Origin of the sequence: Thermococcus sp. (assembly GCF_027066465.1) — an archaeon.
Classification (GTDB): domain Archaea; phylum Methanobacteriota_B; class Thermococci; order Thermococcales; family Thermococcaceae; genus Thermococcus.
Genome location: NZ_JAMONU010000090.1, coordinates 1 through 11,661, shown reverse-complemented (window position 1 = coordinate 11,661; position 11,661 = coordinate 1). Strand labels below are relative to the sequence as shown.

The following is an 11,661-nucleotide window of genomic DNA, read 5'->3' as shown; positions in this document are numbered from 1 at the left end:
GAACCCGAAGTGGGGCTTTCCGCCGGAGAAGAGGCCGATGGAGATGCACATGCAGTTCGGCATAATCAACCTTGACAAGCCACCGGGGCCGACGAGCCACGAAGTTGTCGCGTGGATTAAGAAGCTCTTCAACCTGAGCAAGGCCGGCCACGGCGGAACCCTCGACCCCAAGGTCAGCGGCGTTTTACCGGTTGCCCTTGAGAGGGCCACGAGGGTCGTTCAGGCGCTCCTCCCTGCCGGTAAGGAGTACGTGGCTCTGATGCACCTTCACGGTGACGTTCCCGAGGACAAAATCCTCGCGGTTATGAAGGAGTTCCAGGGCGAGATAATCCAGAGGCCACCGCTGAGGAGTGCCGTAAAGAGGCGCCTGAGGACGAGGAAGGTTTACTACATCGACGTGCTCGAGATAGACGGCAGGGACGTGCTCTTCCGCGTTGGTGTCGAGGCGGGAACGTACATACGTTCGCTGATTCACCACATAGGCCTGGCTTTGGGCGTTGGAGCTCACATGGCCGAGCTGAGAAGGACGAGAAGCGGTCCCTTCAAGGAGGACGAGACGCTCGTGACGCTCCACGACTTGGTGGACTACTACCACTTCTGGAAGGAGGACGGCATTGAGGAGTACTTCAGGAAGGCGATACAGCCGATGGAGAAGGCGGTTGAACATCTGCCCAAGGTGTGGATAAGGGATTCGGCCGTTTCTGCCGTAACGCACGGCGCGGACCTGGCCGTTCCGGGAATAGTCAAGCTCCACAAGGGCATAAAGAAGGGTGACCTCGTTGCGATAATGACCCTCAAGGACGAGCTGGTGGCACTCGGAAAGGCCACGATGACGAGCGGTGAGATGCTCCAGCGGAGCAAGGGCATAGCTGTTGACGTTGACAAGGTCTTCATGCCGAGGGACTGGTATCCGAAGCTGTGGTAGCGGCCCTTGCTGACGCAAGCGCCGGCGGAAGATTTAGTGCCTTTTTAGAATTTTGCTGATTTTTTATTGGGGTTTTCTGTGTATCTCGGGGTAACGGGTGTTTCTCTCTTTGAAGGCGCCCGATGGGCGCCGATATTGAAGTCGAAACTATCTCAAAGGGCTTTAGTTTGATTTAACCCCATCTCAGCTTGTTCTTTTGTTAGTGCACGATTGACCTTTCGCCTATGAGTAAGAAGGGCACTCTTTGGTCAAACTTTGCTTTGCAAAGTTTGTTAGCCTGCGCGAAGTTTCATCAAGGTTAGTAGCTCCTTTCTAAAGTTCATTTTTTGAGGATTTTCTCAATCAACATGACTCTTTTTGGGTGGGGTTATATTGAATGCCTTTAGTGTGGGTTTAAATTTAAATTGACGCCCTTCGGGCGTCGGAAGAGAGTAAACTCTTTTTGAGGGGGGCCATTTGGATTCTTCCCCTTTAAGCATTATGCAATTTTGTGAACAAAATCCCTAGAATGGGTTTTGGTAGTGAGCTACTAACTTTTGGTGAAGCTTTTTCCAAAAGCTTCCTGTACTCTCAAACCCCCAGAGTGGGGCTTCGCCCCACGTTGGGAAACTTTGCCTTCGCAAAGTTTCATCAAAGTTAGCATGCCTTTTGAACAGGTTGTTCTCAGTGGGTTTACTTCCAAACTTACCGGTTTTAAGCGTGTTTTCCTCCCGTTAGCGCCCTCCGGGCGCTGTTTAAAACTAAAAACTTCCCTCCACACGCTATCATGAGAGTAAACCTGAATCCATTCGACTTTTTAATAACGCATGCAACTTTCCCTCTGCCCTTCTGGACAGTTAAACTATTTTGGTCAAGCTTTGCTCAAGCAAAGGTTGCCGGGGGGCTAACGCCCCCACACCCCCAGAAAACTTTGCCAAGCAAAGTTTTTTGAATTATTTTTCTTTTCAATGGGTCATTTTGAAGGCGAGAAGATTGATTCTCTTATCGTGCAAGTCCTCCTGAACCTTTATTAAACGTTTTAGCGTATCGTAGCAAGGTGGCGTGTATATGAGCTGGAAGGACCCTCGTCTCCTCCTAAACTTTCTTCTCGGGACGGTTTTTCTGGCAGTTATGTTTCACTACTTCCTTTCGCATTCATTGGAAAAAAGCCTCCCTTTCGTGGTTATCTTGTCGCTTCTCTATACTCTGGCCCATGTTCTTCGGAAGGAACCGGATAAATGGAGAAAGTCTGGGCTCTTAAAATCCAAGGGCTTAAGGTATCTCATCTTTTTCCTGGGCTCGTTTGGGTTCAGTGTGCTCTTATTCGGGCTTATGTATCTGGTCTTTGCAAAACCGGGAACTTCGTTCGTTTCCCTCGTCAAGGTGCTCGGAGCTCTCTTTGCAATAGGCTCCTCCCTGATGTTCCTCGTCTCGGTGTTTTATAGCAAGAATAAGACGCCTGAGAAAATCACTTACTCCCGGCAGAACTTTCTGAGGGAGCTTTCGGCGTCAATTCTCCTATTCATGATTTCATACTTCTCCGGTGTTAGCTTGGAAAAGAGTGTTTCAATGGCTCTTTATGTTTTTGTTGCGGCCGGCTGGTATTATTCAATGATGGCATACAAATACGTGATATCAGACAGGATACTCAAAATCCGGACCGTTGTGAATTTTGTTGCCATTACTTCAGGGCTGTACCTGTTTGTAGTTGATAACGTAATCATCAGCGGGTTGGTGGGGATAGTTTTTGCGGTTGCCTTGGAGAAAGACTACGAGATAACAAGGAAGCTCGTGGAAACGGGACTGTTGGATAGGAGATACGCCGAAAGCGGGGCCGGTGGTCTGTTTTATGCAATCTTTTATCTGTTTGGAGTGATTGTAGTTTTGATTGTGGTCACTGGAAATTATAACGCATCTTTCATCAGGGAATCCCTGTTAACGATGTTTAGGCTACTTTATCTGTTCACGGCGATTTTCCTCCCCTTCGGGACGCTAATCGGGTGGTTAAGGTTGAAAACTCATGGTGTGTGAATCGATGAGCAATAGCGCTGGAGAAACTACTAACCGGGACATGAGTCCGCGTGCATCTTTATAAACCCCTCAACGAAGCACCGCACATGGGCCACTACTACTCCGAGGAGCCGAACGTTCCGCTGAAGACAAAAACCATAGAGGTCTGCCTTAGGGGCCACTGCTTCAAGTTCATAACTGCCAGCGGTGTTTTCTCCTTCGGAAAGCTTGACAGGGGAACGGAGTTGCTCATAGAGAACATGGTTCTCGAGAGAAACTGGCGCGTTCTTGACCTGGGTTGCGGCTACGGGGCAATCGGGATAGTCGCATCGCGCTTCGTTGACTACGTCGTCATGACCGACGTGAACAAACGCGCGGTCAGCATAGCGAGGAAAAACTTAAAAATCAACGGCGTTAGAAACGCCGAGGTCAGGTGGGGAAGCCTCTACGAGCCCGTTAAGGGCGAAAAATTCGACTCAATCATCACCAATCCCCCCGTGCACGCGGGAAAGGAAGTCCTGAGGGAAATAGTTATAAACGCTCCCCGGCATCTCAACGATGGTGGCCTCCTGCAACTGGTGATTAAGACGAAGCAGGGGGCAAAGTATATTAAGGCCCTCATGGAGGAGACCTTCACCGAAGTGAGAGAGCTCGCGAAGGGGAGCGGTTACCGCGTGTACGCCGGGATTGCCTAGCCTGGGAAGGCGCGGGCCTTGAGAGCCCGTGGGCGTTTGCCCGCCGGGGTTCAAATCCCCGTCCCGGCGCCAAAATCCCTTTGATTCCCAAGAGGGATGGGAGGTGTATTCGTAATGACCGAGAACTTCAGGCACATAGTCCGCGTTGCGGGCGTTGATTTGGATGGACACAAACAGCTGAGATGGGCACTGACAGGGATTAAAGGAATAGGGATAAACTTCGCGACGATGGTCTGCAGGGTTGCGGGGCTGGACCCGTTCATGAAGACGGGCCACCTCACCGACGAGCAGGTCAAGCTTATAGAGAAAATCCTTGAGGACCCCGTTGCCCACGGAATCCCTGTCTGGGCGGTCAACAGGCCCAAGGACTACGAGACCGGTAAGGACCTCCACCTTATCACGGCCAAGCTCGTTATGGCCTGGCGTGAAGACATCAACAGGCTCAGGCGCATCAGGGCTTACCGCGGCATAAGGCACGAGCTTGGACTGCCCGTCCGCGGTCAGAGAACGAGGTCAAACTTCAGACACGGTCAGACGGTTGGTGTTAGCAGAAAGAAGAAGTGAGGTGGTGTAGATGGGAGACCCGAAGAGGCAGAGGAAGAAGTACGAGACTCCCCCTCACCCCTGGATTAAGGAGAGGCTCGACCGCGAGAGGGTTCTGAAGAGGAAGTATGCCCTTAAGAACAAGAAGGAGCTCTGGCGCCACGAGACCCAGCTCAAGGAGTTCAGGCGTAGGGCAAGAAGGCTTCTCGCAGCGAGTGGCAAGCAGGCGGAAATTGAGAGGCAGCAACTCCTCCAGAGGCTTTACAGGCTCGGCCTTCTCCCGGCCGATGCAGTGCTCGATGACGTTCTCTCGCTCACCGTTGAGGACGTCCTTGAGAGAAGGCTTCAGACCATCGTCTACAAGAAGGGACTCGCCAGGACCATCAAGCAGGCCAGGCAGCTCATAGTCCACGGTCACATTGAGGTCAACGGCCAGATAATCCGCTCACCCGGCTACCTCGTTCTCCGCGAGGAAGAGGACGCAATAACCTACGCCAAGAACTCGCCCTTCGCCAAGGAGTCGCACCCCGAGAGGATGGTTATTGAACAGGCAAAGCAGGGTGGTGAGGCATGACCGAGGAGGGACAGGTGAACATCAAAAAGAAAGAGAAGTGGGGTGTTGCCCACATATACTCCTCCTACAACAACACCATCATTCACATCACCGACCTCACCGGGGCCGAGACCGTCTCCAGATGGAGCGGTGGTATGGTCGTCAAGGCCGACAGGGACGAGCCTTCCCCCTACGCGGCCATGATTGCCGCCAAGAGGGCCGCCGAGGAGGCTATGGAGAAGGGCTTTGTGGGGGTTCACATCAAGGTTCGCGCCCCCGGAGGAAGCAAGAGCAAGACCCCTGGACCCGGTGCACAGGCCGCAATCAGAGCACTTGCGAGGGCAGGTCTTAAGATAGGCCGCGTTGAGGACGTTACACCGATACCGCACGACGGAACTAGGCCCAAGGGCGGCAGGCGCGGAAGGCGCGTCTGACCTTTACAACCTCTTTTTTGGTGGTGCCAATGGAACCGAAGTTTGAGATTCTTGAAAAAAAGGAGGACTCGATAAAGTTCATCGTTAGCGGCATAGACGTCGCCTTTGCCAACGCCCTCAGGAGAACTATTCTGGCGGAAGTTCCGACCTTTGCCGTTGACGAGGTCGAGTTCTTCGAGAACGATTCGGCTTTATTTGACGAGATAATCGCCCACAGACTGGCTATGATTCCGCTCACGACCCCCGTTGAGAGGTTCTCGCTCGACGCACTTGAACTCGACGACTACACGGTTACCCTTTCACTAGAGGCAGAAGGACCGGGCATGGTTTACTCCGGTGATTTGAAGAGCAGTGATGAGGGGGTAAAGCCCGCCAATCCGAACATTCCGATAGTCAAGCTCGCCGAGGGACAGAAGCTCACCCTCAACGCCTACGCCAAGCTCGGTCGCGGGAAGGACCATGCAAAGTGGCAACCTGGCTTCGTTTACTACAAATACTTGACGAAAATCCACGTAAGCAAGGACGTTCCCGATTGGAAGGAACTCAAAGAGCTTGCCGAAAGGCGCGGTTTACCCGTTGAGGAGAAGAAGGACGAGATAGTCATAACCACAACCAAGGCCTTCTACCTGCCGAGGAAGTTCGAGGAATATGAGGGCGACAAAATACGGGAGGAGATAATACCCGGGGCGTTCGTCTTTACAGTGGAAACGAACGGAGAACTCCCCGTTGAGGAAATCGTGAGCATAGCGCTCAAGATACTAATGAGAAAGAGCGATAGATTTATAAACGAACTCCATAAATTAGCGTCCGACTGACGCGGGGGTAGCCGAGCCTGGCCAAAGGCGCGGGATTCAGGGTCCCGTCCCGTAGGGGTTCCGGGGTTCAAATCCCCGCCCCCGCACCAGATTCACGCTTACCCCGTCCACCTGTCGGTTTCCCTGCGAGAGCGTTGAGGAGGTATGTTCATGGTCAAGAGAACCGGTCCCACCGACATCAACCTGAGAAGGCTCATTCGGGCACTCAGAAAGAAGTCGAACGAAGAGGGAGTTAAGATTTGGAAGGACATCGCTTGGCGCCTTGAGAGGCCGAGGAGGCAGAGGGCTGAAGTCAACGTCAGCAAGATAAACCGCTACACCAAGGAGGGCGATACCGTCATCGTTCCGGGTAGCGTTCTCGGAGCTGGAAAGCTTGAGCACAAGGTCACCGTTGCTGCATGGAAGTTCAGCGAAACCGCTAAGAAGAAAATCCTTGAGGCTGGTGGCGAGGTCATGACCATCGAGGAGCTTATGGAGAGAAATCCGAAGGGTAGTGGAGTAATCATAATGGAGTGATGGGCCATGAGGATTATTAACGCTGAAGGACTTATACTCGGAAGACTCGCCTCGAAAGTGGCGAAGATGCTCCTCGAGGGCGAAGAGGTCGTTATCGTCAACGCCGAGAAGGCCATCATCACAGGAAACCGCGAGGACATTTTCGCTAAATACAAGCAGAGAACCGAGCTCAGAACTAGGACCAACCCGAGGAGGGGTCCCTTCTACCCGAAGAGGAGCGACGAGATAGTCAGGAGAACCATCAGGGGCATGCTCCCTTGGAAGACCGACCGCGGAAGGAAGGCCTTCAGAAGGCTCAAGGTCTACGTCGGCGTTCCCAAGGAGTTCGAGGGCAAGGAGCTTGAGACTATAAGCGATGCCCATATGTCGAGGCTTGCCACGCCGAAGTACGTTACTGTTGGTGAAGTGGCCGAGTTCCTCGGTGGAAAGTTCTGAGGTGAGAAAGATGAGGGTCATCCAGACCGCTGGAAAGAGGAAAACCGCTATAGCGAGGGCCACCATAAGGGAAGGAAAGGGAAGGGTGAGAATCAACCACAAACCCGTCGAGATAATCGAGCCCGAGATAGCGCGCTTCACCATAATGGAACCGCTCATCTTGGCTGGAGAAGAGATTGTCAGCAATGTCGATATTGACGTTATAGTCGAGGGCGGCGGTTTTATGGGGCAGGCCGAGGCCGCCCGCGTCGCCATAGCCCGCGCGCTTGTGGAGTGGACCAATGACATGAACCTCAAGGAAAAGTTTATGAAGTACGACAGAACCATGCTCGTTGGCGACAGCAGGAGAACCGAGCCTCACAAGCCCAACCGCTCTACAAAGGGTCCAAGAGCGAAAAGGCAGAAGTCCTACCGTTGATGCCTTCCCTTTAAAAATTTGAGGTGTTGGAAATGATAGTCCCCGTCAGGTGCTTCACCTGCGGAAAGGTGCTGGCTGATAAGTACTACGAGTTTAAGAAGAGGGTTGAGGCCGGGGAAGACCCTGGTAAAGTCCTCGACGACCTCGGCGTCGAGAGGTACTGCTGCAGGAGAACGCTCCTCAGCCACGTGGAGCTCATCGACCAGGTAATGGTTTATAAAGTCTACTAAAAACCGCAATTCTGGGCGGGGCCGTGGGGTAGCTTGGTCTATCCTCCCGGCTTGGGGTGCCGGAGACCCGGGTTCAAATCCCGGCGGCCCCACCAAAATTTAAAGACGTGCCTCTAGAAGGTGTGAAGCAGGGGGGAATAAGGGTGTTCAGGTATACCCGCTTTGAGAAGGCCCGTATAATTGGAGCAAGAGCCCTCCAGATAGCGATGGGAGCACCAGTGCTGATTGAGGTTCCTGAGGGAATCACCCCTCTCCAAGCCGCAATCATGGAGTTTGAAAAGGGGATAATCCCGCTTACAGTAATCAGACCGAGCTGATGAGCGATGACGGTAATTGAGAACGTAGTGGGCAGGGTTGCAGTGCTTAGGGGTGGGAAGTACTCCGTTGAGGTAGACGTTATAACGAGCTCTGGTTTTGGAAGGTTTGCCTCGCCAATAGATGAGAACCCGAGCCTCTACATAGCCGAGGCCCACAGGGCCGTGAGTGAAGTTGATGAGATTATAGGACCCGAACTTATAGGCTTTGATGCCACGGAGCAGGAACTCATAGACAGCTACCTCTGGGAGATAGACGGAACCGAGAACTTCGGCCACATTGGAGCTAACACCGCGCTGGCCGTTTCGATAGCTACCGCAAAGGCAGCCGCCAGCGAGAAGAACCTCCCCTTCTACAGCTACCTCGGGGGGACCTTCACAACCGAGCTACCCGTTCCAATCCTGGAACTCGGTCGCGGTGGGGAGTTCGACTACTACGTCATGGTTCGCGATTTGATGGAGATTACCGACGTTGTTGATGCCCTCAACAGCGTTCTTGAGAAGGTTAAAGGCAACACCGTTGAGGCCTACTCGAAGGCCACCGAAAAGGCCACTGACGAGCTCGGCCTTGAGGTTGCCCTGGGACTCGTCCAGAAGAAGGAACTCGACATTGAAACCGTCCTCTCGACGGTTGAGGACAACAACGTCGCCTACATAAAGCCCATTGGTGGTGAGGAGCTCTTCCTTGAGCTCATAGCCGGAACTCACGGGGTCTTCATTGACGGTGAGTACCTCTTCCGTGAGAAGGACATACTCGACAGGCGCTACTACAACGCGCTCTCCATAAAACCCATAAATCTTGGCACGCTCACCGACTTGTACAACCTCATAAACGACGCCAAGTCGGAGAGAATCATTCCAATCCTCGCGGAGGCTCGCTATGAGTCCTCCGATGAGGCCCTCGCCCACCTCGCGGTGGGCTTCCGCTGTCCGGCGATGGTGCTCCACTCTGACGCCATCGCCAAACTCAACGAGCTGATTAGAATTGCGGAGGACTTAGGTGAAAGGGGCAGGATAATAACTTTTGAAGGATGAGGGGGTGTGAGAAATGGAAGAGGAGTATCTTGTTCCACTCGACCAGTATCTGGCAGCGGGTGTCCACATCGGCACCCAGCAGAAGACCCAGGACATGAAGAAGTTTATCTACCGCGTCAGGCAGGACGGCCTCTACGTCCTCGACGTCAGGAAGACCGATGAAAGGCTCAAGGTAGCCGGGAAGTTCCTCGCTAGGTTCGAGCCCGAGAGCGTTCTAGCCGTCAGCGTCAGGCTCTACGGTCAGAAGCCCGTCAAGAAGTTCGGCGAGGTCACCGGTGCCAAAGCCATTCCGGGCCGTTTCCTTCCGGGAACTTTGACCAACCCGCAGGTTAAGAACTTCTTCGAGCCGGACGTCATCATTGTCACCGACCCAAGGGCCGACCACCAGGCCATGAAAGAAGCAGTTGAGATTGGAATACCGATAGTTGCCCTCGTGGATACAGAGAACTTCCTGAGCTACGTTGACCTCGCGATTCCCACCAATAACAAGGGTAGAAAGGCCCTCGCGCTCATCTACTGGATACTCGCGAGGGAAATACTCTACAACAGGAAGGAAATCGAGAGCAGGGAAGACTTCAAGATTCCAGTCGAGGACTTTGAGATGAAGATTGTGAGGACGTGAGGGGAAAATTTTTAACTTTTCCGCTCTACTTCCCCTCGCGCGGGGGTGCCCGAGCCTGGCCAAAGGGGCCGGACTTAAGATCCGGTGCCGCAGGGCTTCGCGGGTTCAAATCCCGTCCCCCGCACCAAAGGTTTAAAAGTTCGCTGTTGAAGGAAACCTGGCTCAGGGTCATCTGAGGTGGTTGAGATGGCGAGATTCCCCGAGGCTGAAGCAAGAATCTTCAGGAAGCTTATCTGCATGCGTTGCGGCGCCACCAATCCCTGGGGCGCAAAGAAGTGCAGAAAGTGTGGTTACAAGGGACTTCGCCCCAAAGCTAGGGAACCGCGTGGCGGAGGGCGCTGATTAGGTTCCCTTCAACTTTTTCAAAGTTTCTTCAAGAAACTCTATTCCTTCTTTTAGCAGTTCCTCACCCTTTGGTGTGAGCTTGTAGTACTTTCTGGCCGGTTTCCCCGTTTCGCTCTCCTGCCACTCGGCGGTAACGTAGCCGTCTTTTTCAAGCTTGTATAGAACAACGTACGAGCTAACGGTGGCAGGTTCAAAATTGAACGTCTTTCTAATATGCTCTTTGAGCTCATAAGCGTACATTGGCCTCTCTTCCAACAGTCTTAGGATGTAAAGCCATAGAACCTCCTTCGTGACCTTGTTCCTTAACCTTTCGATGGGAGTTGTCATGCCCTTCACCTGTTTTACGCCTTGTAAATATTTTGGAAGCGTGTAATTTAAGCGTTTTGGCCAAAAAGGTTTTATGAGGACGGGAGATAATAGGGTAGGGTGATAAAATGGAGTTCAACACGGGGACTATGTTCAGTGATATGGGTGTTGGTGCCTTGGTTGGCTTTATAACCGGTTACGCCCTAAAGAAGTTGCTCAAAATCGCAATAGCAATAATTGGTGCATACGTTTTGAGCCTGTTTTACCTTCAGGAGAAGGGAGTTATAACAATAAACACAGAGAAGCTATTCAACCTAACCGGAAACCTGAGCCAGCAGGTTGTAGGACTTGGACAGAAGGTTCTTGGAATCCTCCCCGGAACTAGCGCCTTCGTTGCGGGCTTCTATCTGGGATTCAGAAAAGGATGAAAAACATTAAACCTTTCCTCTGTACAGTATCTTTACAAGCTCCTCTGGAAGGCCTTCCCTCTTGATTTTCTCCTCGATGAGTCTCTTTTCCTTTTCGTAGTCAACTTCAATGAACTTGGCGTGAAGGGTGTCAACGTCAACCAGTGCGAAGGTTGCCTTGTGGTTTTTGCTCGGTGGGTAACCTATGCTCCCTGGGCAGATGACCCTTCCGTACCTCGTCATCGCGTTGACCGGGTACTTCGGCGACGCCACGAAGAGTATCTCGTAATCCTTGACCGGCCTCATTATGGCCTCGTAGTAGCTCGTCGGCTGGTCGGGGAGAACTTGTCCCTCAAACGGATTAAGCGGACTTCCGTAGACACCGAAGATGTCGTTCTTTCCAATCTTGTCCACGAGGTAAATCGGCAGGTCCCTTATGAACTCCCTACCCTCATGGCCGAGCTTCTCCCAGGTGTACTTCAGGGCCTTCTTGATGTAGTCCGGATAGTTGAGCCTGTCAATGTAGTCCGGTCCCTCAGCATGCGGGTCGCTGGCCGCTATAACTTGGTCGAACTCACCGCGGATGACCTTGACGACGTTGTTCCTGATGAGGTCGTCGAGCGTATCGAGAACCTCTCTTGGATACGGGAAGAGACCTACCACGTTTCCAAGGACGTAGTACTTCTCAATCTCGTAGCCCTCTTCCTTAAGAGTCTCAATCTTTTCGAGGGCTTTAGCCAAGGCCGGAAGGTTTCCGTTTATGTTTGCCAGAACAGCCACGTACACCATGATACCACCTCCTTTTTTCTTACCTAAAGAAACTAAAAATCGGGAGTATTTAAACGTTTCGGGACATCTTGGAGTCTGGGAGTTGGAGTGGGTTTAAGACATCAGAAGGGGAGCGTCCTTTCTTTTCTTGGTAGCTTGTCAAACTTCGCGCAGGCGAGCAAGCTTTAGGAAAGCTTGACCAAAGAGCCCTTTCTCACCAACGGGACGGAAAGTCAGTTGTGCACTAATTAAGGCGCGATTTTAAACGAGTTTAACTTCAAAGATGCCTTGGGTATTAGTTTCAACCTACT

The 11,661-nt window shown here is 52.4% G+C and carries 18 protein-coding genes and 4 tRNA genes; 20 read left to right on the top strand and 2 right to left on the bottom strand.

Annotated elements, in window-relative coordinates; genetic code table 11:
* The 19 genes from MVK46_RS04295 to MVK46_RS04205 form a co-directional block, all read left to right on the top strand.
* Nucleotides 1-925: RNA-guided pseudouridylation complex pseudouridine synthase subunit Cbf5 (locus MVK46_RS04295; RefSeq protein WP_297535411.1), on the top strand; the 925-nt coding region annotated here is incomplete at its 5' end.
* A gap of 1,047 nt (nt 926-1,972) precedes the next feature.
* Entirely contained in the window at nt 1,973-2,935 is a 963-nt protein-coding gene (locus tag MVK46_RS04290) for a potassium transporter Kef (protein ID WP_297535410.1), read from the top strand.
* A gap of 86 nt (nt 2,936-3,021) precedes the next feature.
* Complete coding sequence (locus MVK46_RS04285; RefSeq protein WP_297535413.1) at nt 3,022-3,609, top strand: class I SAM-dependent methyltransferase; 588 nt, start codon at nt 3,022-3,024, stop codon at nt 3,607-3,609.
* Nucleotides 3,595-3,681, top strand: a tRNA-Ser gene (locus tag MVK46_RS04280). The genes MVK46_RS04285 and MVK46_RS04280 overlap by 15 nt, the downstream gene beginning before the upstream one ends.
* A gap of 42 nt (nt 3,682-3,723) precedes the next feature.
* A complete protein-coding gene (locus tag MVK46_RS04275; protein ID WP_297535409.1) occupies nt 3,724-4,173 on the top strand; it encodes a 30S ribosomal protein S13 in 450 nt (149 codons plus the stop codon).
* Between the two features lie 10 nt (nt 4,174-4,183).
* Nucleotides 4,184-4,726, top strand: a complete 543-nt coding sequence (locus MVK46_RS04270; protein WP_297535408.1) for a 30S ribosomal protein S4 — start codon at nt 4,184-4,186, stop codon at nt 4,724-4,726.
* Nucleotides 4,723-5,139 (top strand): 30S ribosomal protein S11, encoded by a 417-nt coding sequence (locus tag MVK46_RS04265; RefSeq protein WP_297535407.1) that lies wholly within the window; start codon nt 4,723-4,725, stop codon nt 5,137-5,139. The genes MVK46_RS04270 and MVK46_RS04265 overlap by 4 nt, the downstream gene beginning before the upstream one ends.
* Before the next feature lie 29 nt (nt 5,140-5,168).
* The gene (locus MVK46_RS04260; protein ID WP_297535406.1) at nt 5,169-5,954 is read left to right on the top strand and encodes a DNA-directed RNA polymerase subunit D; all 786 of its coding nucleotides are present in this window, start codon (nt 5,169-5,171) and stop codon (nt 5,952-5,954) included.
* Nucleotide 5,955: 1 nt separating this feature from the next.
* Nucleotides 5,956-6,043 (top strand) — tRNA-Leu (locus tag MVK46_RS04255).
* A 61-nt stretch (nt 6,044-6,104) separates the two neighbouring features.
* Nucleotides 6,105-6,470, top strand: coding sequence for a 50S ribosomal protein L18e (locus tag MVK46_RS04250; protein WP_297535412.1), 366 nt, complete (start codon nt 6,105-6,107; stop codon nt 6,468-6,470).
* 6 nt (nt 6,471-6,476) lie between these two features.
* On the top strand, nt 6,477-6,905 hold the full coding sequence (gene rplM, locus MVK46_RS04245; RefSeq protein ID WP_297535405.1) for a 50S ribosomal protein L13: 429 nt from the start codon (nt 6,477-6,479) through the stop codon (nt 6,903-6,905).
* 10 nt (nt 6,906-6,915) lie between these two features.
* Nucleotides 6,916-7,323, top strand: coding sequence for a 30S ribosomal protein S9 (locus tag MVK46_RS04240; RefSeq protein ID WP_297535404.1), 408 nt, complete (start codon nt 6,916-6,918; stop codon nt 7,321-7,323).
* 32 nt (nt 7,324-7,355) lie between these two features.
* A complete protein-coding gene (locus MVK46_RS04235; RefSeq protein WP_011250450.1) occupies nt 7,356-7,553 on the top strand; it encodes a DNA-directed RNA polymerase subunit N in 198 nt (65 codons plus the stop codon).
* A gap of 17 nt (nt 7,554-7,570) precedes the next feature.
* A tRNA-Pro gene (locus tag MVK46_RS04230) sits at nt 7,571-7,648 on the top strand.
* 48 nt (nt 7,649-7,696) lie between these two features.
* Nucleotides 7,697-7,870: a DNA-directed RNA polymerase subunit K gene (locus MVK46_RS04225; protein ID WP_297535403.1), complete on the top strand. Its 174-nt coding sequence runs from the start codon at nt 7,697-7,699 to the stop codon at nt 7,868-7,870.
* Between the two features lie 6 nt (nt 7,871-7,876).
* Nucleotides 7,877-8,902 (top strand): hypothetical protein, encoded by a 1,026-nt coding sequence (locus MVK46_RS04220; RefSeq protein WP_297535402.1) that lies wholly within the window; start codon nt 7,877-7,879, stop codon nt 8,900-8,902.
* 13 nt (nt 8,903-8,915) lie between these two features.
* A complete protein-coding gene (gene rpsB, locus MVK46_RS04215; RefSeq protein ID WP_297535401.1) occupies nt 8,916-9,524 on the top strand; it encodes a 30S ribosomal protein S2 in 609 nt (202 codons plus the stop codon).
* Nucleotides 9,525-9,563: 39 nt separating this feature from the next.
* Nucleotides 9,564-9,651 (top strand) — tRNA-Leu (locus MVK46_RS04210).
* Nucleotides 9,652-9,710: 59 nt separating this feature from the next.
* Nucleotides 9,711-9,866 carry a 50S ribosomal protein L40e gene (locus tag MVK46_RS04205; RefSeq protein WP_014122450.1) on the top strand — a complete coding sequence of 52 codons (156 nt, stop codon included), beginning with the start codon at nt 9,711-9,713 and terminating at the stop codon, nt 9,864-9,866.
* Here MVK46_RS04205 and MVK46_RS04200 read toward each other — a convergent pair whose 3' ends face one another.
* On the bottom strand, nt 9,867-10,196 hold the full coding sequence (locus MVK46_RS04200) for a PadR family transcriptional regulator (RefSeq protein WP_297535400.1): 330 nt from the start codon (nt 10,194-10,196) through the stop codon (nt 9,867-9,869). It abuts the gene before it with no gap.
* Between the two features lie 107 nt (nt 10,197-10,303).
* Between MVK46_RS04200 and MVK46_RS04195 the strand changes: the two genes are divergently transcribed.
* On the top strand, nt 10,304-10,603 hold the full coding sequence (locus MVK46_RS04195; protein WP_297535399.1) for an FUN14 domain-containing protein: 300 nt from the start codon (nt 10,304-10,306) through the stop codon (nt 10,601-10,603).
* A gap of 6 nt (nt 10,604-10,609) precedes the next feature.
* Here MVK46_RS04195 and MVK46_RS04190 read toward each other — a convergent pair whose 3' ends face one another.
* Nucleotides 10,610-11,371, bottom strand: coding sequence for a metallophosphatase family protein (locus MVK46_RS04190; RefSeq protein ID WP_297535398.1), 762 nt, complete (start codon nt 11,369-11,371; stop codon nt 10,610-10,612).
* Between the last annotated feature and the right edge of the window lie 290 nt (nt 11,372-11,661).